At 67.3% G+C, this 21,713-nt stretch carries 19 protein-coding genes and 1 other RNA gene; 12 read left to right on the top strand and 8 right to left on the bottom strand.

Features of this window, described 5'->3' with window-relative positions:
• Positions 1 to 90: 90 nt before the first annotated feature.
• Positions 91 to 1,755: a DNA repair protein RecN gene (gene recN, locus ACREPD_RS05890; RefSeq protein ID WP_431598450.1), complete on the top strand. Its 1,665-nt coding sequence runs from the start codon at positions 91 to 93 to the stop codon at positions 1,753 to 1,755.
• A 43-nt stretch (positions 1,756 to 1,798) separates the two neighbouring features.
• Here the strand turns inward: recN and ACREPD_RS05895 are convergent, their stop codons facing one another.
• A complete protein-coding gene (locus tag ACREPD_RS05895) occupies positions 1,799 to 2,716 on the bottom strand; it encodes a LysR family transcriptional regulator (protein ID WP_431598451.1) in 918 nt (305 codons plus the stop codon).
• Positions 2,717 to 2,810: 94 nt separating this feature from the next.
• Here ACREPD_RS05895 and ACREPD_RS05900 point away from each other — a divergent pair, with 94 nt between their 5' ends.
• On the top strand, positions 2,811 to 4,040 hold the full coding sequence (locus ACREPD_RS05900; protein WP_431598452.1) for an SGNH/GDSL hydrolase family protein: 1,230 nt from the start codon (positions 2,811 to 2,813) through the stop codon (positions 4,038 to 4,040).
• 38 nt (positions 4,041 to 4,078) lie between these two features.
• On the opposite strand, the gene fur is transcribed toward ACREPD_RS05900, so the two are convergent.
• A complete protein-coding gene (gene fur, locus ACREPD_RS05905; RefSeq protein ID WP_014646807.1) occupies positions 4,079 to 4,495 on the bottom strand; it encodes a ferric iron uptake transcriptional regulator in 417 nt (138 codons plus the stop codon).
• A gap of 104 nt (positions 4,496 to 4,599) precedes the next feature.
• Between fur and ACREPD_RS05910 the strand changes: the two genes are divergently transcribed.
• Entirely contained in the window at positions 4,600 to 4,995 is a 396-nt protein-coding gene (locus ACREPD_RS05910; RefSeq protein WP_431598453.1) for an outer membrane protein assembly factor BamE, read from the top strand.
• A gap of 65 nt (positions 4,996 to 5,060) precedes the next feature.
• On the opposite strand, the gene ACREPD_RS05915 is transcribed toward ACREPD_RS05910, so the two are convergent.
• Positions 5,061 to 5,318, bottom strand: coding sequence for an RnfH family protein (locus ACREPD_RS05915; RefSeq protein WP_431598454.1), 258 nt, complete (start codon positions 5,316 to 5,318; stop codon positions 5,061 to 5,063).
• Positions 5,319 to 5,321: 3 nt separating this feature from the next.
• Positions 5,322 to 5,750 carry a type II toxin-antitoxin system RatA family toxin gene (locus ACREPD_RS05920; protein ID WP_431598455.1) on the bottom strand — a complete coding sequence of 143 codons (429 nt, stop codon included), beginning with the start codon at positions 5,748 to 5,750 and terminating at the stop codon, positions 5,322 to 5,324.
• 56 nt (positions 5,751 to 5,806) lie between these two features.
• On the opposite strand from ACREPD_RS05920, the gene smpB reads away from it, so the two are divergent.
• Positions 5,807 to 6,310, top strand: coding sequence for an SsrA-binding protein SmpB (smpB, locus tag ACREPD_RS05925; protein WP_431598456.1), 504 nt, complete (start codon positions 5,807 to 5,809; stop codon positions 6,308 to 6,310).
• A gap of 88 nt (positions 6,311 to 6,398) precedes the next feature.
• Here the strand turns inward: smpB and ACREPD_RS05930 are convergent, their stop codons facing one another.
• Positions 6,399 to 7,616: a hypothetical protein gene (locus ACREPD_RS05930; protein ID WP_431598457.1), complete on the bottom strand. Its 1,218-nt coding sequence runs from the start codon at positions 7,614 to 7,616 to the stop codon at positions 6,399 to 6,401.
• A gap of 247 nt (positions 7,617 to 7,863) precedes the next feature.
• Between ACREPD_RS05930 and ACREPD_RS05935 the strand changes: the two genes are divergently transcribed.
• The 5 genes from ACREPD_RS05935 to ACREPD_RS05955 all read left to right on the top strand — a co-directional run bounded on the left by ACREPD_RS05935 (position 7,864) and on the right by ACREPD_RS05955 (position 10,499).
• Positions 7,864 to 8,190 (top strand): hypothetical protein, encoded by a 327-nt coding sequence (locus ACREPD_RS05935; RefSeq protein ID WP_431598458.1) that lies wholly within the window; start codon positions 7,864 to 7,866, stop codon positions 8,188 to 8,190.
• Positions 8,191 to 8,301: 111 nt separating this feature from the next.
• Positions 8,302 to 8,694: a transfer-messenger RNA gene (ssrA, locus tag ACREPD_RS05940) on the top strand.
• Positions 8,695 to 8,968: 274 nt separating this feature from the next.
• Positions 8,969 to 9,433, top strand: a complete 465-nt coding sequence (locus tag ACREPD_RS05945; protein WP_431598459.1) for a hypothetical protein — start codon at positions 8,969 to 8,971, stop codon at positions 9,431 to 9,433.
• Positions 9,434 to 9,594: 161 nt separating this feature from the next.
• Positions 9,595 to 9,939 carry a DMT family transporter gene (locus ACREPD_RS05950; protein WP_431598460.1) on the top strand — a complete coding sequence of 115 codons (345 nt, stop codon included), beginning with the start codon at positions 9,595 to 9,597 and terminating at the stop codon, positions 9,937 to 9,939.
• Positions 9,936 to 10,499 (top strand): TetR/AcrR family transcriptional regulator, encoded by a 564-nt coding sequence (locus ACREPD_RS05955; protein WP_431598461.1) that lies wholly within the window; start codon positions 9,936 to 9,938, stop codon positions 10,497 to 10,499. Before ACREPD_RS05950 ends, ACREPD_RS05955 begins: the two co-directional genes overlap by 4 nt.
• Positions 10,500 to 10,513: 14 nt before the next feature.
• Here the strand turns inward: ACREPD_RS05955 and ACREPD_RS05960 are convergent, their stop codons facing one another.
• Together ACREPD_RS05960 and ACREPD_RS05965 are read right to left on the bottom strand one after the other, a co-directional pair.
• Positions 10,514 to 10,825, bottom strand: a complete 312-nt coding sequence (locus ACREPD_RS05960; RefSeq protein ID WP_431598462.1) for a hypothetical protein — start codon at positions 10,823 to 10,825, stop codon at positions 10,514 to 10,516.
• Between the two features lie 44 nt (positions 10,826 to 10,869).
• Entirely contained in the window at positions 10,870 to 11,193 is a 324-nt protein-coding gene (locus ACREPD_RS05965; protein ID WP_431598463.1) for a hypothetical protein, read from the bottom strand.
• Between the two features lie 261 nt (positions 11,194 to 11,454).
• Here ACREPD_RS05965 and ACREPD_RS05970 point away from each other — a divergent pair, with 261 nt between their 5' ends.
• The 3 genes from ACREPD_RS05970 to ACREPD_RS05980 all read left to right on the top strand — a co-directional run bounded on the left by ACREPD_RS05970 (position 11,455) and on the right by ACREPD_RS05980 (position 21,060).
• Positions 11,455 to 19,299: a deaminase domain-containing protein gene (locus ACREPD_RS05970; RefSeq protein ID WP_431598464.1), complete on the top strand. Its 7,845-nt coding sequence runs from the start codon at positions 11,455 to 11,457 to the stop codon at positions 19,297 to 19,299.
• A 75-nt stretch (positions 19,300 to 19,374) separates the two neighbouring features.
• Positions 19,375 to 20,100 carry a hypothetical protein gene (locus ACREPD_RS05975; RefSeq protein WP_431598465.1) on the top strand — a complete coding sequence of 242 codons (726 nt, stop codon included), beginning with the start codon at positions 19,375 to 19,377 and terminating at the stop codon, positions 20,098 to 20,100.
• Between the two features lie 93 nt (positions 20,101 to 20,193).
• A complete protein-coding gene (locus tag ACREPD_RS05980) occupies positions 20,194 to 21,060 on the top strand; it encodes an endonuclease/exonuclease/phosphatase family protein (RefSeq protein ID WP_431598466.1) in 867 nt (288 codons plus the stop codon).
• 242 nt (positions 21,061 to 21,302) lie between these two features.
• On the opposite strand, the gene ACREPD_RS05985 is transcribed toward ACREPD_RS05980, so the two are convergent.
• Positions 21,303 to 21,569, bottom strand: coding sequence for a hypothetical protein (locus tag ACREPD_RS05985; protein WP_421570946.1), 267 nt, complete (start codon positions 21,567 to 21,569; stop codon positions 21,303 to 21,305).
• Between the last annotated feature and the right edge of the window lie 144 nt (positions 21,570 to 21,713).

Raw genomic sequence — 21,713 nt, forward strand, 5'->3', positions numbered from 1 at the left:
CTAGGCCGATCGGCAGCCGCCGGTCAGTGAATGCCGATTGGAGCCGCCCGCCGCGCATGCTAGCGTTGCGCGGCTCGAGAACCGAAGACCATGCTTAGACATCTATCGATCAAGGATTTTGCCGTCGTCCGCGCTACCGAACTGGAATTCGGCGCGGGCATGACCGTGGTTTCAGGCGAGACCGGCGCGGGTAAGTCGCTGATGGTCGACGCACTGGGCTTCCTGTCCGGCCTGCGCGCCGACAGCGGGGTTGTGCGCCACGGCGCCGCGCGCGCCGAACTGTCGGCCGAATTCGCCCCTGCCGACGACGCCCCCGCGCGGCGCTGGCTGCGCGACAACGAACTGGACGACGACGACCAGTGCCAGCTGCGCCGGATCATCCGTGCCGACGGCGGCTCGCGCGCCTTCATCAACGGCCGCCCGGTGACGCTGTCCCAGCTGACCGAGCTGGCCGCCATGCTGGTGGAGATCCATGGCCAGCACGAGCAGCAGGCGCTGCTGTCGCGCCCTTCGCAGCTTTCGCTGCTCGATGCCTTCGCGCGCAACGATGCCGAGCGCGCCCAGGTGCGCCAGACCGCCGCACGCTGGCAGGCACTGGTGGATGAGGCCGAGGCGCTGTCGCGCCAGGGCGACGTCAGCGACCGGATCGGCTACCTGGAACACCAGCTCGGCGAGCTCACCCGCGAAGACCTGGATCCGGACTCGATCGCGACGCTCGGCAGCAGCCACCGCCGCCAGGCCCATGCCAGCGCCCTGATCAGCGCCTGCGACGTGGCCGTCGGCCGGCTCAATGGCGACGATGACGTCTCGGTACTGCAGGTGCTGCAGCAGACCCGCCACGACCTGAGTCGGGTGGCCGAGCACGACAGCCGCCTGGGCGAGGTCGACGCCCTGCTCGACAGCGCCGCCATCCAGCTGGACGAGGCGCTGGCCCTGCTCGACCGCATCCACGACGACCTGGATGCCGACCCGGAGCAGTTCGAGGACATCGAGCGTCGCCTGGGGCGCCTGCACGATCTGGCCCGCAAACACCGCGTGCCGATGGAAGCCTTGGCTGAGCACCGCGACGCGATGGATGCCGAAGTGGAGCAGCTGCGCGGCGCCGATGAGCGCCTGCAGGCCCTGGCGGGCGAGATCGACCGTGCCGCCGGCCAGTGGAAGAGCGTGGCCGAGGTGCTCAGCGCCAGCCGCCGCAAGGCCGCGAAGGCGCTGTCGGACACCACCACCACCCTGATCGGCGAGCTGGGCATGGGCGGCGGGCAGTTCCTGATCGACATCGAGCCGCAGACGGTGTCCAAGCCGGACCCGAACGGCGCCGAGCGGGTCGAATTCCTGGTGGCGGCCAATGCCGGCCAGCCGCCGCGCGCCCTGCGCAAGGTGGCCTCCGGTGGCGAACTGTCCCGCATCTCGCTGGCCATCGAGGTCGCCGCACTGGGCCTGGATGCGGTGCCGACCATGGTGTTCGACGAGGTCGATTCCGGCATCGGCGGCGCCGTGGCCGACATCGTCGGCCAGAAGCTGCGCGCACTGGGCGAGAAGCGCCAGGTGCTGTGCGTCACCCATCTTCCGCAGGTGGCCTCCAAGGGTCACGCGCATTACCGGGTCAGCAAGGCCCCGGTCGAGGGCATGACCCAGAGCGCGGTGGAGAAGCTGGATGCCAAGGCCCGCGAGGAAGAACTCGCGCGCATGCTGGGCGGCGTGGAAGTCAGCAAGGAAGCCCGCGCGGCTGCGCGCAAACTTTTACAGGAAACCTGACGCGCGTGCGTACCCACCAACGGTGGGTACCTACCGCTGCTGGTCACACCAACGGGTTGCCCAGGTCCACGTTCTCCACCAGGAAATCCAGGAAGGCCCGCACCCGCAACGGCAGGTGCCCGCCCTGCCCCACGAACACGGCGTGCACGTCTTCCAGGTCGCCCGGGTTGGCGTGCTCCAGCACCGGCAGCAGCCGGCCGGCGGCGACATCGGCCTGCACCTGGAACGCTGCCAGCCGCGCAATCCCCACCCCGCCCAGCACCAGCCGCCGCACCGCCTCGCCATCGCTTGCGCGTGCATTGCCACCGGTGGGCACCCTCTGCACCTGCCCCTGTTCGCGCACTGGCCAGCCCACCTGCGCACGTGCGTGACCGATATCCAGGCGGTTGTGCGCCATCAGCGCCGCCGCATCTGCTGGCAACCCATGCCGGGCTGCATACGCCGGCGCCGCCACGATCATCATCCGCGTCGCGCCCAGCCGGCGCGCCACCAGGCTGGAGCTCTTCAACGGCCCCGCACGCACCGCCACGTCGGTGCGCTGCTCCAGCAGGTCGATCACTTCGTCGTTCAGCACCAGGTCCACGTCCACCTGCGGGTGGCGCGCCAGGAACTGCGGCAGCAACGGCAACAGGAAGTGGTGGCCGAACGGCACATTGGCATTCACCCGCAGCCGCCCGCGCGGGTCGGCATGGGCGCCGGCGCAGCGCTCTGCCTCGTCCAGGTCGGCCAGCACCTGCAGGCCGCGTTCGTAGAACACGCAGCCTTCCGGGGTGAGCTGCAACTGCCGCGTCGAGCGCTGCAGCAGCCGCGTGCCCAGCCGCTGCTCCAGCCGTGCGACCAGCTTGCTCACCGCCGAGGGGCTCATGTCCAGCGCGCGCGCCGCCGCCGAGAAGCTCCCGGCCTCGATCACCCGCACGAAGATTTCCAGCTGGCCGGAGCGGTTGATGTCGGGCGTGGGCATTGGGGAATCCAGTTCACAGATGATTGTCCGCAGGCAGTCTAGTTCACAGATAAGCCACCGCGCACGATGGTCATCCCTTCCTCGGGATACCTCCATGAACCGACTTGCCCGCCTCGCCACCACCGCCCTGCTCACCCTTTCCGCCGCGGCGTCCGCCGCCGCCGGCACTGCCCTGCCCCCACACTGGGTCGCAAGCTGGCAAGCCAGCCCGCAGCCGGTGTGGGGCGCGGACTTCCTGTTTCCTACGGGCATTCCCGCGGCACTGAACGACCAGACGTTCCGCCAGACCGCCCGGATCAGCCTGGGCGGGCCGCGCCTGCGCGTGCGATTGAGCAATGCCTACGGCACCGCACCATTGCGGATCGGCGCGGCCAGTGTGGCCGGCAGCGCCGGTGCCGTCCCGGTGGCACTGACCTTCGACGGCCAGCCCGGGACGCTCATCGCGCCCGGCGCGGAGCGCGTGAGCGACCCGCTGCCGTTGCCCACCCGCGACCTGCAGGCCGTACAGGTCGACGTTTACGTTCCAGGTTCCACGCCACTGCAGACCTTCCACTGGGATGGACGCCAGACCAGCGCGATCGCCCCGGGCAACCAGACCACCCGCGCCACGCTGGGCGACAGCACCACCACCACCGCGCGGCTGTTCCTGACCGGAATCGACGTGGAAGCTCCGGCTGCGGCCCGAACCGTGGTGGTGATCGGCGACTCCATCACCGACGGCGCCACCGCCAGCCTGGACCGCGACCAGCGCTGGACCGACCACCTGGCCGCCCGCCTGGCGCCGCAGGGCATCGCGGTGGTCAACGCCGGCATTTCCGGCGGACGGCTGCTGCGTGACGGGATGGGGGACTCCGCCCTGGCGCGCTTCCAGCGCGACGTGCTGGCGCAGCCCGGCGTGGCCAGCGTGGTGGTGCTGGTGGGCATCAATGACATCAGCTGGCCAGGCACGGCCTTCGCCCGCGACCAGCCGCGACCGACCCTCGCACAGCTCCAGGCCGGCTATGGGGCCCTGATCGCGCAGGCGCATGCCCAGGGCGTGCGGGTCATCGGCGCCACCCTGACCCCATTCGCCGGTGCCCTGCCCGGCACGCCGCTGGACGACTACTACCACGCGGACAAGGACGCGCTGCGCCACCAGCTCAATGCCTGGCTGCGTGAGGGGGCGCCGTTCGATGACGTGATCGACCTCGACGCCGCCCTGCGCGATCCGGCCGACCCGGCCCGGCTGGCGGCCGCCTTCGACTCGGGGGACCACCTGCACCCGGGCGATGCCGGCAACCGGGCGATGGCCGAGGCGGTGGATCTTGCGGTGTTCGGGGAATAAAAAACCCGGGCGCGGCCCGGGTTTGTCATATCTCGCGGTTATTTGCGTTTTTTGCGCACGTAGAGCACCAGCGAGTGCTCTTCCAGCTCGTAGCCGTGGTCGGCGGCGATCTTGCGCTGCAGCTCTTCGATCTCGTGGCTCTCGAACTCGATGATCTTGCCCGAGTCCACGTCCACCATATGGTCGTGGTGGCCGCCGCGGTCCAGTTCGTAAACGGCCTGGCCGCCTTCGAAGTTGTGCTTCAGTACCAGGCCGGCGGCCTCGAACTGGGTCAGCACCCGGTATACGGTGGCCAAGCCGATCTCGTCACCGTGCTCCAGGAGCTGGCGGTAGATGTCTTCGGCGGTCATGTGGTGCTGGTGGTGCTGGGCGTTGCGCTGCTCGAGCAGGGCAAGGATCCGCATCCGCGGATGGGTCACCTTCAGGCCAACTTTGCGCAGGTCGTGGGTTTCCATAGGTCTCCGTTCATTGGCGATTTAGCGCCAGCTGCCTCGGATTGGGTCGCGGCGACACGTTCGGAGTGTATCATCGACTGGATTTCCCAAAACGCCATTCCCCGATGCGCAATCTCCTGCTGGTCGCCGCCGTTGCCCTGTCCACCACGGGCTGCGGCATCATCTATAAGCAACCCATCTATCAGGGCAACCTGGTCCGGGAGCAGAGCGTCGCTCAGCTGCAGGTGGGCCAGAGCAAGCAGCAGGTCAACGCCCTGCTCGGCACCCCCTCCATCGACGACCCGTTCCACGCCCAGCGTTGGGATTACACCGCCACCGAACGTACCGACCGCCTGGCCCGTACCGAGGTGAAGAACTTCGTGGTCTTCTTCGAGAATGACCAGGTGACCCGTTGGGAAGGCGACTTCTTCCCGAACCGTGACGCCCAGCTTGCCCAGGACACCGTGCGCCAGTTCGGCCGCAACCTGCCCAAGGACAAGAAGAAGCAGCGCGGGCGGTAATGGGTGGAGCCGGGCTCTGCCCGGCTGCTCCACTGATCCACCGGATAGCCGGGCAGAGCCCGGCTCTACCGCGCCCTTGCCCTTCGCCGGCGGTTGTCCTTCGGGTCGGCCAGCAACGGGCGCAGCAGCTCCACCCGGTCACCGTCCCGCAGCGGCTGGCTGGCCTGCGCCAGCACCCCGTGCACCGCCACTGCCGCACACGCCTGCGTGCCTTCGAGCGCGGCCAGGGCCACGGCCTCGCCCACGGTCGCACCGTCTGCCAGCTGCAACCGGCATGACAGCGCGCGGTCGGGCCAGGCCAGCACTACCTCGACCTGGATCACCGCTCAGTCCTGGGTGTCGGCGACACGGACGAAGTCATTCACCATGCGGTCGGCCAGGCCCTGGAAGCCCAGCGCCAGCGCCGGCCCCAGCAGGCGCGAGCTCGGCTCGAACTCCAGGGTGAGGGTCACCTTGCAGGCATCTTCGGCCAGTGCATGAAATTCCCAGCGGCCGTGCAGGCGCTTGAAGGGACCATCGCGCAGCTGCATGTCGATGTGATTCGGGCGCTGCAACGTGTTTTCGGTCATGAACCAGGTCGAGAACGACCCCAGGCCCAGGTCCAGCCGCGCGAGCAGCCGGTCCCGACCGGATTCAAGAATCTGCGCAGCCGAGCACCACCGGAAGCGGCGTGGGTAGGCATCAATATCATTGACCAGGTCGAACATGCGGGCAGCCGAATGTTCGACCAGGGCACTACGTCGGATAGTTGGCATGCGAAGGCTTGGCTGGCGAATCGACCAAGGAGGCCCGAATCGGAGACAATACGGAAATGAGCAAGAACAGCGGCAAGGATAAAGCAAAGAACGCGACGGCCAACAAAACCATCGCGCTCAACAAGCGTGCCCGGTACGAATACTCCCTCGAGGACCGGTTCGAGGCCGGCCTGGCCCTGCAGGGCTGGGAGGTCAAGTCGATCCGCGCCGGGCGCGGCAACATCATCGACGCCTACGCCTACGTCAAGGACGGCGAGATCTTCCTGATCGGCGCGCAGATCACCCCGTTGATCCAGGCCTCCACCCACGTGGTGGCCAACGACCGTCGTGATCGCAAGCTGCTCCTGCATCGCAACGAGATCGACAAGCTGATCGGCAAGGTGCAGCGCGACGGTTACACGATCGTGCCCACGGCGATGTACTGGAGCAAGAACAAGATCAAGCTCGAGGTCGCGCTGGCCAAGGGCAAGCAGACCCATGACAAGCGCGACGCCGAAAAGGACCGCGACTGGGCCCGCGAGAAGTCGCGCACCATGCGCCGCCACAACCGCGACGCCTGACCGCGCAACGCCGCCCCTGCCCGTAGAGCCGGGCTCTGCCCGGCTGCATGGCCGCCCGACCACGTAGCGCCGGGCTCTGCCCGGCCGCTCAAAGCCCCACGAACCGCTTCAACCGGGTCAGGTCTTTCTCGTGCACGGTCAGTGCATCCAGGAACAGGTTGGCCACCGCGCGCGCCTGCCGGCGCTCGCTGCTGGCCTCCATCACGCGCCAGGCGGTCTTGACCACCCCGGCCGGGAACTGCCCCTCCGGGGCCTCCACCACCCGGTGCACGCCGGAGGTCAGCCAGCCGGACACTTTCTCCGCCCAGGTGGCGTTCAACCCCGCGAATACCTTGCGGTCGGCGATCTCCTTGGTCTTGCTGGTGCTGAAGGGCGCGGTGGCATCCGGCCCTTCCGGCAGCGGCACCCAGGAATCCGAACGGCCCAGGTGCATGGAACTGGGCGCATAGCCGTTGGCATGCAGGAACGTACTGCAGCCGAAGCACGACGAAAGCTTGTGGGTTTTTGCACCCAACGCCAGTTCGAACGGCCGGCCCTTCGGGAAGTCGCAGCGCACCTCGGCCACCGCCCAGATCATGCCGTGGCAGTAGCCACATACCTGCCCCTGCCCGTCCCAGCGGCTGATCAGTTCGGTCGGCTCGATGGAACCGGCCTGCTTGGATGACTGCCGGGCCGTGCCGGCGCGGCGCGGATCGTCGTAGCCGATCAGCCCGTGGCAGGCCACCTGCCGATTCCAGCGCCCGCCCTCGGCGGCATAGGGAATCAGCCGGCGCACCGAGCTGATCACCTTGGGCAGCACGTTGTCGGCGGCGTCGACAATGCCGTAGTAGGCGCCGAATTCCTCATCGATGCCGGCGAAGGTGCCGGGCACCTTGGGATCGCTCGGGCGCATCAGCTCGCCGGTATCGAGCAGCGTGCGGATATGGCTGGCCACCTTCGGCGACCACTCGATCGGCTGGCGGGCCTCGTCCGACGCCTGCTGGCTCAGCGGTCGCGCCGTCGCCGCGATGGCCACCTGCGACACCCGCCCGTCGTCGTACTGCGGGCTGCGTCCGGCCTCGATCCTCGGCGCCTCGACACCGGTCAGGTCCTGCAGCTTGCCCAGCACCTGCTGCAGTTCCTTGACGTGGGTCGCGGTGACCGCGGGGTCGCCCGACTCCAGGTCCCACCGCAGCACCACCCCGTCCTGCAGCGCATCGCGCAGCAGGCCCAGGAACACGCAGCCGAAGATCACGTCCGATTCCAGCTGCGCCTGTCGCGCGTCCACCTCACCCAGGCCCAATGGCCGTCCATCGATGATGCCCATGCTCGTTCTCCGCCAGTGGAAGGAGCGGCGGCGGCGCCTGCCTAGGGGGTGCATGCGCCGCCACCGCATCGCGCTGCCGAAGGCAACCACGACAGGCCCAGCATCGGCTCGGGCGGCGGACGCGGTTTGGCCGCAGGTTGCGTCGGCTTGTCGAAGATTCCCGCCGCAGGCCTACAAGTGTCAGAATCTCCGCCTAATACTCAGTCTGGAGCGTTGCGTGACACAGGAAATTCCCCAGGAGACGGTCGTGACCGCCGATCCGATCGCCGAGCTCCAGGCCGACGTCGCCGCATACGAGTCGATCTTCGGCGAGCTGGCCCGCGCGATGGACCCGGCCGCCCTGCTCAAGGTGCTGACCTACCTGCTGCGCAACGCCAAGCGTGAGGCCTCGGAGAACCAGACCTACGACTCGCTCGAGCACCGCCGCCTGGTTGCCCGGGTCGAAGCGCTGATGGCCCGGGTCCAGCCCGAAGCCCGCAAGCAGGCCATGACCCAGCGCAACGCGCAGAACCACGAGCGCAAGGTCCGGGCCAAGCACCAGGCCGACAGCAAGCGCCAGCGCGAGGGCAGGTAGGCCCATTCAGGGCCGCGCCACGATTCAGGTGACTGTTCAGCTGAATTGGAGTAGGATCGGCCCTGTCAAGTAGCGTCTGGTCGCAGACGGCTTGCAGTTCTTGAAGAAACCGGGGGTGCATTGGTTTCGACGGGGGTTGTGAAGTTACTTGGTGCATGCCGAGGGGGCAGCTTTCCTCGTAAATCCAGCAGCAAACTTTTAGTTGCCAACGACGACAACTACGCTCCGGTCGCTCTCGCAGCCTAACAGCTGTTTGAGTTACCTTCTGCCAACTTAGGCGGAGCCCCGAACCCACTTGTGTCCATGCTCGTCGGTGTAGGGTCATTATCATGGAATCGGTTGTGATGGCTGCCCGTCAGTCGCGACCTAACCTAAAGCGGGCTGGTCCTGGGGTGCGCTTTGCACACCGTGCTGCCACAGGGCGAGATTCAACGGTGAGCTAAGCATGTAGTACCGGGGATGGAGTGCCTTCGGACGGCGGTTCAATTCCGCCCACCTCCACCATTAGACGGTCCCACAAGGACCACAGAAAGCCGGAACCTCCCGTCAAACAAGGGGTTCCGGCTTTTTTGTTGTCTGGAGCCCGCCCACCTTGGGCGGCCTCTCCTCTCGTTGTTGGCGCTGAGAATCACTCGGCAAGCGTGGGGGACGTCTCGCAGCTGAATCGTATGAATCGCATTGCTGCCCCATCACGATCCTTATTAGGATCGAGCTGCCTCGCAGTCTGCATCGCAGAGGAAAGCGGAAGACGCGCAAGCACAGAGTCAACAGCCCATGAATGCGTGAGATGCACTGTACTTACACACTCCCCATCCATATTCCAGTCTCACTCGTTGCCATTTCGATCGTCATGGTTGTTGCTGGAATCATGAATAAAAGGCGAGACCAGCGTCTCAACAGATTCAATATCATTCACCTGGGCTTTTGGTTGGCAGCAGGATTCGGGCTCCTTTGTGCGGTTGCAACGGGATCAGACAGAATTGTCTTCGATGAACAAAAGCTCGAGGAAGATGGCTGGATCCAAGCTAGAAAGGGCTTCCCTCTCAAGAACCTGGTCCAAGTGACGATTACCAATGAAAATCGACTTGGGGGAAAGCTGCGCACCGATTCTATCGAGGTCTGGACAGCAACCTACCGTGACGATTCGTCGATCCGAGTTCAGGCGGGAGATCTCTGGAAAACCAATCGTCCGGCTATCGTAGAGAAGCTTCTCGCTCTCGGCGTCACTGTCACGGAGCGGTAAACACGCCACGCAGCGAGGATCTGTTGCGGCAGGCGGCATGGGTAGCCTGTCAAACCGCAGCGGCACCCAGGGTCAGATCCACGATGAAGATGGTGGCATTGCTTCGACAGGCGCACCGGACTTAACATACCGCCCGGTCGGTATCCAAATAAAGCTCGCGCATGTCTCCTCTTCTCACCGCATACCTCTTCCTTTCGGGCGCCATCGTCTCCGAAGTCACCGCGACGATGCTGCTGCAGAAGACGGAGCAGTTCACCCGGCTGGCGCCTACGGTCACGATGGCCCTGCTCTACGGGCTGTCGTTCTATCTGCTCAGCCACGCGCTGAAAACGCTGCCGCTGGGCATCGCCTACGCCCTCTGGGGTGGCGTGGGGATCGTGCTGACCCTGATCATCAGCGTCACCGTCTTCAAGCAGACACTGGACTGGCAGGCCATCACCGGTGTGGCGCTGATTGTCGCCGGCGTCGTCATGATCAATGCGTTCTCGAAGGCGGCCGCACATTGAACGCCGACCTGAAACGCCGCAGACAGCCCACCGTGGTGCGTGCCGCCCTGCTGGACGCCGTGGTCCAGGAAGCCGTGGCAGGTGGACTGGCCAGCGTCACGGTGCTCGGCGTGGCAGCGCGCGCCGGGGTGAGCAAAGGCGCGCTGTTCCACCACTTCCCCTCGCGTCAGGCACTGCTGGAAGCGGCGTATGCCGAGTGCCTGCTGCAGTTCGACACCGAACTGGATGCGTGCATGGCGCGGGATGCGGTCGAGGCAGGCAGATTCACCCGGGCCTATGTGATCGTCACCTTCGAGGGGATGACGTCCACCGACCGCAGCTGGGCACATTTCTCATTGACCGCGCTGGTCGAGCCCGCGTTTGCCCAGCTGTGGCGCGACTGGCTAGCCACGCGATTGGAAAGCGTTCCGTCGGAACGCTCGGACCCGCGGTGTCGGGCGGCGCGGCTGGCCGCCGATGGGTTCTGGCTTCAGATGCTCAGTGATCCCATTGCGCAGACTGTGCCGGAACACAATGACGCCCTGCTCGCCTGCATCCTGACACTCACGCATGCCGCGTAGGTATCGGTTACGCCTCAGGGCAGCGTGAACTTGCGCGCCATGCGGATCGGCCATACCGAGGTGAACTGCGCGCCGCCGACCAGCCGGTAGGCGGCCGACACACTGTGCAGTACGCCCAGCCGTTCCAGCACATCCTTGGCGCGGCGGAAGGCCGGGCGCGGGTCGGCAGTAAACATGAAGAGGTTGATCTCCTTCGCGCTGACGTCGTAGCCGTCCAGCGTCGCAGCACTGCCCATCGCCGCCTTCAGCTCGGCCTCCAGCGTGGCCAGGAAGGCCTCATCGTCGAGCGACTTTCTCCAGAACTTGATGACAAGCTGGTAATCCATGGGACGGACCCGGCATTCGGCAGTGGGGGACAGGCCAGATTACGCTAGATGATCTTCCACGTGTCGGCGGCGTAGTAGCGCCACGCGCCCGGCGCGAAGTAGCTCGCCGCCCATCCGAATGGAACGGCGAACCATACCGAGCCAAGTTTGGCTATCGGCACGCAGACCCACAACGCTGCCATCAGCGATGCCAAGGCGAACAGAAACGCCACGCATTCGATCCAAAAGCGCAGCCGGAGCGGCCGCGAGCAGAACGGACAAGTACCGCGCCAGGGAGCGGTCAGATGCCGGGACATGCGCGAGCACAGCTCCCAATACGTCAGATCGAAAAAGCGCCTGCAGCGCGGGCACTGTGCACGTACCGCCATGGTGTCTCCCCCTCCGCCCTCCCGGCGGCCTCCGCACCTTATACACGCAGCGTGCGGCGGATAGACATGCTCGATACAAAAATTCCGATCCCGACAGCGCGGCCTATGCGAGGCGGCGTTTCGTTCAGCGGCGGAGATCCGTGTGGCGCAAGGCCTGCCGTCGCACCGCGCGCGGCCGCGACGACGACAACGCAGCCGACCTGAGCGCGGGGGGGGATGCATTGCGTAGCCTCTGCGCCCCCTCCCCCACGGCTCCGCAACATGCTCAGCACGACGCCTGCATCCTCCTCCCTCGGCGCGCCGGCAACGCCGTCGTCGCGCATGCCCTCCCCGCTCGGCACCGAAGCCGACAGCGGGCTGCGCAGTGTGCGCAACGGCGGACCGTCGTCGCTGCAGCAGCTTCGCTCCGAACGCGCGGCGCACATTGCACGGCAACCCGCCCCGCAGCTTGCGCTGGTCGGCGTGCCGCGCGACGCATTGGCCTCGTTGAGCAACGCGCTGAACGCGGCCACCATCGACACCGCGCTGCTCGACGCGCTCATCCGCGGCGGCGTTGCGGATACGGAAATGGGCCGGGCCATGGCCGAGGAACTGGCGATGCGCTGTGCGCTTCCGACCGTCACAACTACCGAAGAGCAGGCGAGCTGGCGCAGCGTGTTGTGCTGTGCGCTGTCGCTCCCGGCGCCGGCGCCGGCGTGGACAGTGGAGTGCGCAGGCGAGCGCGCCCGCCTGGGCGCGGCCGCGGCGCAGGCCGACCCGGTACTGCAGCGGCTCCGCGACGCGCTGTACCGCCCCGTCGATGTCAGCCACACGGAATGGGAAGCGCGGCTCCACGCGCAGCGTAAGGACGCACCCGGCACAGACAGCCGCGACCTTGCGCTGGCGCACCAGCGTGCGCAACTGCCCCGCTGCACCACGGCGGAACGACATGCAGGGGTGGAGGCGCAGCTGCGCGAACTGGCGCCAGCGGCCTCTGCGAAAACGTTGCAGCGTGCGATGCGGCTGATCCGCCGCCACGAACAGCGCGATGGCGGCCTGCTGGATGTGCGCGCGGGACTGCCCGCCGTGTTCGATGCGTCACGTGGCGATCCGAACAACGCACAGGATCCCGCCTCCGTCGCGGCCATCCACGCGCAGCTCCAGCGCCTGGCTGCGCCTGCCCACGAAGCAACCTCCACGGCGAACGGCCTGCGTGCGCCGTTGCCGGTCCATGCCCTCGCCGAACAAGTGTTGCAGGTCGCCCGCCAGGCTCAGCTGGACAGAGCCCCAGCGCTGGTGCCGCTGGGTCGCTACGACAGCGTGTCGCATGCGCTGGTGAGCCTGCTCAGCAGTCCGTGGCAGCTGAACCAGTTGGCAGGCGCGGCATGGGATACCGCGTTCGCGACAACTATCGCCGCCCGCAGACTCGGCAGCACGCAGCTGCCGTCACCCGCACGCGTGGAAGAGGCGGCGGACGCGTTCGGACGCTCGGACGCATGGATGCACCCGGTACGCGCAATACAGTGCACGCCCCTGCCGGGTCAGCGCGACAGCCGCATGGACGCGCAGGCGGCAACGTCGCGCGCGCTGCTTGGCAGGCCGCCCACCAGCACGGCACTGGCAGTTCCCGGACAGTGCCGTGAGGCGACCTGGAGGGTTGCCGGGCTGCGTCGGCAACAGACGCGCGACATCGGCGCATTCCTCGGGCGTCAGCACCGCGGCGGCGACGCAGCGGACGCCGTGCGTACCACCACCCCATCACCGCCTGCACCGTCATCTGCAGACGAGCGCATCGCGACGACGGCCGAAACCTGGGCGACCACGCGTGCCCAAACGGGCGCGTTGACCGAACCGGGTCGGCCGAGCGTGAATCATGCCGAGACCCCGCAAATGACCTACGGCGCCTCGGCGCAGTTCATGGTGCCGATGCAGGGCTACCTGCCGCTGAAGGTCCTCGTGCCGCTGCTGGACGGCACTTCTCGCACGGCCTGGTGGGATGCGTTCGACTGGCAGACGCCGCGCACGTTGCCTGGGCTGCGCGCGGCCGTGGAGGATCTGTTCGGGCACGCGAACATTGCCCTGGATCAGCGCGCGCCGTCGTTCGAGGCACTGGAAGGCTTCTTCGCGTCCGCGTCCGTGCTGCATTGGTTCGATGTCATCCGTGAGCTTCCCGCCGCCGAAGGTGCCCGGCGCAATCTTGCACGCGGTGGGGAAGACATCCGCGTGTATGCCTTCACCCTCATGCTGCAGCATCTGCTGCGGCGCACCCGCAGCACGGGGACCGAAGAGGATCGCGCCGCGATGCATCTGCTTTCGCGGATCGCCACACAGTGCGTGGGCTATCTGCAAGGCTTGGACGGCACGCCCGCCGACGCCTTCGTGGGCGCGTTCGAGCCGATCGTCGCGCGTAGCCAGAGCGCCGCAAGCAGCAGCACTGCCCCCCTGACCGAGGCGATGCTGCTGGACCACGCGGCGCGTCTGCGCGACGCGCAGGGCGTGCCGCTTGCCCTCAAGCCCGACCAGCCTTACGTGCGCGCCTGGCTGGTCCAGGGCGAGCCTCCTGTCCTCGACGCGGCCACGTTCGCCAGCCTGTCCTCGGCCGATGCGTTGCTGGCCAACATCATGGTGACGCTGCGGCGCAAGCTGGACGACTACCGGTTCGGAAAGCACTGGGCGTGGCGTGAAGCACCGCCCACGCCGCAGGACTGGCGCGACCATCTTGATCGACGCGCCAGGTTGCAGGGGACCCCGTGGCAGACAGAGCTAGGCGTTTTGATCCAGCAGGTTGCGGCGTCGCTCCGGCGCTACCACGACCTGCGGGCATCGACCGATGCACCGATCGGCACAGGCGTCAACGATCTACGGGTACTGACCCGCGCACTGGTCGAACCGCTGCTGCACCTGTACACGAGCGTCGACCTGCCGATGGACAAGGTGGACCCCCACTATGCGAGCGCCTACCGGACCTGCACGGCCTTCTTCGAGCTCGCCGGCACCACGCTGTCGTCCGATTCCGGTGTCGGGCTGGATGCGAACATGGTGGTGGGCGACGCGACGCGGTTACGTGCGCTGCTGCCATCCGACACAGCCGGCCTGCCGGTGCCGCAGGCGGTGCTGCAGTACCTGCTCGGTCATTCGGATTTTCCGGCCGATGCCCCAGCGCTCGATCACGCCACCCTGCTCCTGCATCGCGGCGAGCGCAGTCGGCAGCTGATCGCTCGGTTGCTGGAGGTCGACAGCGACGCCGTCGGTCCCGACCTGGCCCGACGCTTCTTCCGGCTGCTGGCAAACGCCGACGAGGCAGGCGCGCTGGGCGACTGGCGCGCGGAACTGGTGCGGGGGGCCGACTGGCCGGTGTCCCCCGCCGAATGGCTGACCCTGCAACCGCCGGGTGCCCTTGCGAGCGCGTGGCATACCCCGGCCATGGCCAACCCCCGCGAGGGCCTGGTGCGCTGGATACAGGCGGCGATGGACTCGACGTGGCGGGCGCGCAACGCCACCGACCTTCCTGCCCACTGGACGCGGATCATCGACGGGCCGCGCGCGCTGGACGAGTGGCTCGCCAGCGACGCCGGCGAGCAGGCGCTCCGGGAGGTCCTGCGCACGGTCGTGCCCGGCGGGCTGCCGGTGTCCCGCCTCGATCAACACGCACCGTTCTCCTCGCCCACCCGCATCGCGGTGTTGGCTGCGGCGGTGGAGGCCCAGCTGCAGCAACTGCCGCCAGGTATCGCGACCGACAACGAACTCGACGGCGCGCCCGCGCTGTCACTGGCCATCGAGCTGTCGGCGCTGCATCCCGCGTTGACCGCTGCCGAGGCGCTGGCCTTCGCCACTGCGCTGCTGGACGCCGATGGACGTGCCGCACCGACGGCCCGCGCCCCGCTGCAGTTCCCGGTGTTGTTGAACCGCACGGAAGCCTCGTCTACTCCACTCTCCACCGCACCCCAACTGGACGCACCGGATGCGTTGCTGGAACGGTTCGGCTTCGCGCTGCTGCAACCGGACCCTGGCAGCGCCGAGGGATCCGCGTTGCGGGCATCGGAGCAATGGGAGCTGATGAGCCGCACCCGCCAGTTCGCCGCCTACTGCCGCCCCCTGTTGGCGCAGCTCGGCTGGTACGGCGGCAGCACAGAGCAGGCCGCCTCGCCACGCGGTGCACAGGCGCTGTTGGCCCGCCTGATGCTGGAGCAGTACATCGGAACCCATCACATCGAGGCAATGCGCGAACGGCTGGCCTCACCGGCGAGCCTCGAAGAGACCTATATGGCGCTGGCCGGCCGCATAAGGACACTGATTGCCGAACGCCAGCCGCATGCCTCTGCCGCGGCACGCAACCTGCTGTACTGGATGCTGGTGCGCGAGCTGCAACAGCCGACACTGCTCGTATCGGGCATTCCCGAGTCGCTGTACTACGGCCGCTCGTTGCAGGCCGCCGCATTCCACCATGGCGCGACCCTGCTGGACGCATTGCAGCCCGGCGCCACCGAGCGCGCGCATTTCGACGATGTCTGCGCGCTGCCCTCGCAACTTGCGCGACCACCGCATCATGCGGGCGACCTCGATGAACTACACGATGCCTGGGCCAAGGCCATGCTGCCGGCCGCCGTGTTGTATGCCACCGCAGAGGCGGTGATCGAGCCGACACGTACCGATGCGGTCAGCGCGGAACAGGCACGCACCGCGCTGGACCATCTGCAGGCGCGGCAGCGCCTGCATGCGTTGCATGTGGCAGAGCTCGACGCGCGACCGCCGCAGCGCATGGACATTGCCGCGCACACGTTGACCGCGGCCGGCGTCGACCCGCAGTACTGGACACAGCGCCCTGATGCGCTGCCCGAAGGCTATCTGGTGGAACATGGCATCGCCCCCTCGGAGGAGATTGAACGCGAGATCGCGATCGAGTCGTCGCAGACCGCCTTCTTCCATCCCTTCCCGGTGGCCGGCCATGTCACCGCCTATGACAGCCTGCAGGCGCTGCTGGTGTCCGATGCCTACGGCGTGGTGGGCGCGCCAACGACCGCCACCCTGTTCGAGCGCACGTTCACGCTGTACCAGCAGCGCCTCGAGAGCGGTCTCGCCGGCATCATCGGCATGCTGCTGGAGGCGTTGCCGGCGCGTGATCGCCAGGTGCTGACACATGCCACCTGCGTTCCCCTGCGCGTGCAGCACGCCGGGCGCGATGCCGACCGGGGCATCGTGCTGCGCTGCATTCCGACAGAGGCCGGCCAGCCCGACATGCACTTCGAAGTGTTTCCCAGCGCGGGCGTGATTCGGCGCCTGCGCAGCGGGGAGCACGGCGAGATGATCGAGCTCGAGGGGTTCATGAGCGGCCGGCTTACCCGCCAAGCGGATCCCGGGCGCTGGCGCGCGCTCTCCGAGCTGACCCTGCTGCCGTCGGACGTTGCCGTGCAGGGCAACGGCCCGGACAAGCTCGGCCTGATTGCCCGGGCCGCCGCCAACCACCTGTGGCAGCCGTTCCTCGAACGCACCAAGCAGGCCGCGCTGGCGCGCCGGACCCGTCTGGAGCACCTGCACGAGGAAGACCGGCGGCTGCGCATGGCGTTGCTGGAGTTTGCGGTGCCGTTCTTCCGCTGCGCAGAAGAGATCGCCAATCAGGACAGCGCAGGGGCAGCCGTGGACTGCACGCTCGACGCCGGCTTCGCCCTGCTGCCCTTCGGTGGCTTCGTGGCCAGTACCGTGCGCGTGCTGGACAGCGCCGGCGTGCGCAGCATCCACGCATTGTGCGAAGAGGCCGGTGGCGCACTGCTCACCCTCGCCGCCGGGCTGGCGGAACAGAGCGGCGTGTTCGTGCTGCGCGACGTCGGCAAGGCAACGTTCTGGGTCGGCAGCAAGGCGTTCAACAGCGCGCTGGATGGCGCGGCGTGGTTGCGCCGGGTGCTGCGTGGCGGCACGCTGCTGGACCATGCCGCGATGGCCACCGAGCATGCATTGGCTGCAGGGGCGGCCGATGCCGAAGGCTGGCACGCGCTCACCGATGCGACCCCGTCACTGGGCATGGCCCGGCTGGCGGATGGCGGCATCCACCCGGTCAGCGCCGATGGATTGCTCTGGTACCGCTGGGATACCGTCGGCCATCGCGCCTATGGCGCGCCGCTGCTCCAGCTGGACTGGATCGGCGAGCGCCTGCCGCAGGCGTTCCCGGTGCACGCGACCGACGCCGGGCTGGAGATCAACCTGGGTAGCACCGACGAGGTTGTGTTCAACCGGCGCAGTGCGACCCAGTGGGAAGTCGTCGTTCATGACACGACGTATCGGCTCGATGCTGCTGATCCATGGCTGCGCCGCCACCCGCACGAGCCGCTGCCGGACGAAACGGGCACGCTGGAGCCGGTGGGCAACTGCCGTACAAAACGCGCCCTGGAACCTGCCGCGTGCTCAACCGGGCTGCGCCTGCGCTTCGTTCCCGATACACCGACCGAGCTGGGTGCGGCCCCCTCCCTCACCGAGCTGGGCGGGCATGCGTTGGCCAGGCGCGAATACATGCTGGCACCGCGGTACACCGTCGCAGCGGACGGTACCCGGACCGACGTCCGGCTGATGGTGCATGAGGGCAAGGTCCAGAAATGGATCGTGCAGGCTACCCGGCGCAACCCGATCGCGAACACGCTGGTGCCCGTGTCGGGCTGGGAATCGAACGCATTGGGCGTGCCGCAGGCAGTGGAGTATCCGCAGCAACTTTCGGCCACGCTCTCACGCGACCCGACGCTGGGCCTGCCGGGTTCCGTCGGCGCGGCCGAGCGCGATGCGCTCTACCGGCAGATGCCGGTGATCCTTGTCGGGCCGCTGGTGTCCAGCGTGGCGGACGGACGTCGCCTGCGCGGCGTGGTGATCGACGGCTACGTCCATATCGAACCGGATACGGGCGTGTTCTATCGCGCCCCGCTGCCGGCCGAAATGGCCGGTGGGACCACATTGACGTTCACCCGGTTGAGCGACGCACCGCGCATGCAGGTGGGCGGCGGTGACGTCCCGCCAGCTGCACCGTCCCATACGGGGCATCGGCCGCAGGCGGGCGCGCGCGAGCACAACGCCGGTTTCATGGTGGTTGTCGACGAAGATCAGCCGGCGCTGCCGGACGTGGATGCGCACACCAGTGATCGCAGCGCGATCAATGCCTACCTGCGCGAGGTGGAGAGATACCGCATGGCACGCCTGTATGGTGCGATGGAGCAGGACCGCGAGAACATCGCGCGACTGGCGTTCGGCCACCTGCAGGCGCAGTTCAGCGGCGAGCCGCTGGGGCAGTACCCCAGCTACGAGGCCTACCGCGATGCCTGCCGTGATACGGGCCGCGCGAATGTGTTAACCCGCTATGCCGACGGCGTGCTGTCGGGCGCCAGCTCCCAGCGCATCTTCGTGCGGCTGGCGCGCACCCTGATTCCAGACTGGCGATCGCTGGCCACCGGCACGCGCGAAGAGCGCCAGGGCATCACCGACATCCTCAACCAGTTGCTGCCCGTCGCAGGGAAACAAGGGGATTGGACCCCATTGAGCGCCAACACGCTGCTTTCCAATGGGGCCAGCCGCCAGCTGATGTATCAGCTCAACGGCGTGAATCTTGCCTTTGCCGAGGTGATCCTCCGCGACGGTCGGCGCGTGGTGTACTACGCGCTGTCCGATGGCAAAAAGGCCGCACAGGTGACGTTGCGCGACGCCTCGCGGCTGCGCGGTGATACCCGCTACGTGAATGCGCGCGAGGCGGTGCGCGGGATGTCGAACAAGCCCACCTACACCAGCCTGCCGGTGCTGCGCGATGTCGACGACAACAAGCAGGAAATCGTGTTCTTCCGTGGCAAGGACTCGGAAGTGGCGATCGCCGATGCCATTGCCAACGATCCCAACGTCGACGAGACGCAGATCGTTTCCTTCCGGTTGTTCTCGCTGTTGGGCATGTGCCCTTCCTGCGCGGGCGTGACGATGCCGCAGCTGTTCGACCGTCTGCCCAACGCAGAGACGTTCTCCATCCGCTACCTGCGCGAGTACCGCGGGTCCACCGTGGTGGAGCTGCCACCGCCGGTCGTCGCCGCGCCCCGTCCTGCCGCCGTACCCGACCCCGGCTTGCGCACGTACTACCGCCAGTGGCGGCAGGCCCTGCAGGGGGTGTGAGGGTCCGCCCCGGCTGCGCGGCCCAGCGCAGCCGGGGCCACAACCGCCCCCTGTACGCGGCACCGCCGCTGCGCCATGCTGGCCACGCCGGCCGCCGCATGCGCGGCCGCCCTGCCCGCGCCCGAGGTGGTCATGGATTTCCTCAAGCTGTTGCGTTCGCTGGAAGAGTTCCTCTACGAACTCTGCACCTGGTTCCTGTTCTTCCCACGCACGCTGTACCGGGTGATCGTCCATCCGCGCCGCATGGCGCAGTACGTGAACACCGAGCTGAAGGAGAAGTTCGAGCGCCAGTTCGACGATGCGATCAGCCCGCCGATGTTCCTGATGCTGGCGGTGCTGGCCGCGCATGGCGTTGAACTGCTGATGCACCAGACCGTGGTCGGCACCAGCGAGCTGTCGCGCACGGTGATGGGCAACGAGGAAAGCCTGCTGCTGTACCGTTCGATCACGTTCGCGATCTGGCCCCTGGTGGCGACCGTGCATCTGTTGCGCCGCAAGCGCGTTGCCCTGACCCGCGAATCGCTGCGCCGGCCGTTCTTCATGCAGTGCTACCTCACCGCACCGTTTGCGGTGGCGTTGTCCACCAGCATGGTGTTCGTGCGGCTGCCCGGCGAGCTGTCGACCACCCTCGGTATTGCCACCGCGCTGCTGTCTGCCGCCTGGTTCGTGGTGGTGCAGGCCGGGTGGCTGAAGGTGGCGCTGGAGCGCTCGTGGCTCAACACGATTCTGTCCACGCTGTGGGTGCTCGCGCTGGGTGCGGCGATCAACATGACCATCGGGGTGTTGTTGCTGGCCAGCTGATCCCCCGCGCCGCTGCCGCCAATCTCCGCATATCCAGGCCCTGCCTTTCCATGGCACCCTCTGCAAACGATTTCACGGAATGGAGGGATTCCCATGTTGTCTCGTTTTCGCCGCCCGGTCCTGCTGGCCCTGATCGCAGTGGCCCTGCCGCTTGGCTCCGCCTTGGCCAAGGCCCCCGAGCCGTTGCGGGTCATGTCGTTCAACGTCCGCACCCCGGTGGATACCGAACCCAACAAGCGCTGGGAGGACCGCCGCGATGCGATGGTGGCGCTGCTGCGCGAGCAGCACCCGGCGGTGTTTGGCACCCAGGAACTCAAGACCAACCAGGCCGATTACCTGGTGCAGCACCTGCCCGGCTACCGTTGGTTCGGCGAGCCGCGCGGACCTGGCGACAATGAAGAACACATGGGTGTGTTCTACGACAGCGCCGCGCTGAAGGTGGTGGAGTCGGGCAATTTCTGGTTGTCGGACACGCCAGACGTTGCGGGCAGCATCACCTGGGGCAACCTGATGCCGCGCATGGTGACCTGGGCATTGTTCCAGCGCCAGGCCGACGGCAAGCGCTTCTATCTGTACAACACCCACCTGCCCTACCGCGATGAAGACGAGCCGCGTCGCGTACTGGGCGCCAAGCTGATCAGCCAGCGGCTGGCCGCGCTGCCGCAGGACGTTCCCGTGGTCGTGACCGGCGACTTCAACAGCGAACCCGGTGGTACTACGTATGCAGCGTTCACGGAAACGCTGGGTGACGCGCGCAAGCTGGCACGCAAGGTCGAGGGCCCGCGCCTGACGTTCCAGAATTTCAGCGATACGCCTACGGCCGAGATCGACTGGATCCTGGTGCGTGGCTTCGGCGTGAACCGCTTCAGCACGCTGGACCAGAAGCCCGGTGGCGTGGTGCCGTCGGATCATTATCCGGTGATGGCGGAGCTGGTGTTTCCCGCTGCAACGTCGCGCTGACTGGCAGCGGGGCGAAATGCCTTCCTCGACATTGGTCATGCCATCACCGAACGCGGGCAGTGCAACGGCAGTCGATCGGGATGCGACCCTACCAAGGGAGCATCCCAGCACCGGCATCATGTTCCCGTCGCGGACACCGCGGCGGTAGGGTCGGTTCCCGAACGACTGCCGTCAACGGTGCAATGTTCGGTAACGCATGACCACGAACTGAGCAGACGCCGTCCACGCCGACGGTCATACCTTCACCGCACGCGCCGCAGCCCATCCAGCGCCCTGCACAGGGCCTGGTGCTGTTCGCGGGCCTGGCAGATCCGGGCACTGATCGCCAGGAACACCCCCACGCCCACCACCCCGATGCCGAGCAGGCCATCCGGCAGCCGTGCAAACCCGAGACTCACAGCGAGCGCGGCCACCACCAGCAGCACGATCACGCTGGCCGACAGGCCCGAGTTGATCGGCACATGTACTTCGTGGACCGTGCGTGACGGCTTCCAGCAATTCCGTTGCATTCCACATCTCCCGGGCAGGCGGTGTTTTTAGCACTGCGCCGGTCGGCCCCGGCAGAGGCAAAGCCGTCAGCGCGGGGTTCCCCGGTACGCCATCGCGGCGAACCATTACAAAACAGGCAGAGGGCGACCCATGTCGCCCTCTGC

It is taken from the genome of Stenotrophomonas sp. (genome assembly GCF_050737075.1).
Classification (GTDB): Bacteria; Pseudomonadota; Gammaproteobacteria; order Xanthomonadales; family Xanthomonadaceae; genus Stenotrophomonas.

Excerpts from the sequence above, each read along its gene's own strand:
- recN (WP_431598450.1), top strand. The coding sequence starts at position 91 with ATGCTTAGACATCTATCGATCAAGGATTTTGCCGTCGTCCGCGCTACC.
- ACREPD_RS05895 (WP_431598451.1), bottom strand. The coding sequence starts at position 2,716 with ATGCCCACGCCCGACATCAACCGCTCCGGCCAGCTGGAAATCTTCGTG.
- ACREPD_RS05900 (WP_431598452.1), top strand. The coding sequence starts at position 2,811 with ATGAACCGACTTGCCCGCCTCGCCACCACCGCCCTGCTCACCCTTTCC.
- fur (WP_014646807.1), bottom strand. The coding sequence starts at position 4,495 with ATGGAAACCCACGACCTGCGCAAAGTTGGCCTGAAGGTGACCCATCCG.
- ACREPD_RS05910 (WP_431598453.1), top strand. The coding sequence starts at position 4,600 with ATGCGCAATCTCCTGCTGGTCGCCGCCGTTGCCCTGTCCACCACGGGC.
- ACREPD_RS05920 (WP_431598455.1), bottom strand. The coding sequence starts at position 5,750 with ATGCCAACTATCCGACGTAGTGCCCTGGTCGAACATTCGGCTGCCCGC.
- smpB (WP_431598456.1), top strand. The coding sequence starts at position 5,807 with ATGAGCAAGAACAGCGGCAAGGATAAAGCAAAGAACGCGACGGCCAAC.
- ACREPD_RS05930 (WP_431598457.1), bottom strand. The coding sequence starts at position 7,616 with ATGGGCATCATCGATGGACGGCCATTGGGCCTGGGTGAGGTGGACGCG.
- ACREPD_RS05945 (WP_431598459.1), top strand. The coding sequence starts at position 8,969 with ATGCGTGAGATGCACTGTACTTACACACTCCCCATCCATATTCCAGTC.
- ACREPD_RS05950 (WP_431598460.1), top strand. The coding sequence starts at position 9,595 with ATGTCTCCTCTTCTCACCGCATACCTCTTCCTTTCGGGCGCCATCGTC.
- ACREPD_RS05960 (WP_431598462.1), bottom strand. The coding sequence starts at position 10,825 with ATGGATTACCAGCTTGTCATCAAGTTCTGGAGAAAGTCGCTCGACGAT.
- ACREPD_RS05965 (WP_431598463.1), bottom strand. The coding sequence starts at position 11,193 with ATGGCGGTACGTGCACAGTGCCCGCGCTGCAGGCGCTTTTTCGATCTG.
- ACREPD_RS05970 (WP_431598464.1), top strand. The coding sequence starts at position 11,455 with ATGCTCAGCACGACGCCTGCATCCTCCTCCCTCGGCGCGCCGGCAACG.
- ACREPD_RS05975 (WP_431598465.1), top strand. The coding sequence starts at position 19,375 with ATGCTGGCCACGCCGGCCGCCGCATGCGCGGCCGCCCTGCCCGCGCCC.
- ACREPD_RS05980 (WP_431598466.1), top strand. The coding sequence starts at position 20,194 with ATGTTGTCTCGTTTTCGCCGCCCGGTCCTGCTGGCCCTGATCGCAGTG.
- ACREPD_RS05985 (WP_421570946.1), bottom strand. The coding sequence starts at position 21,569 with ATGCAACGGAATTGCTGGAAGCCGTCACGCACGGTCCACGAAGTACAT.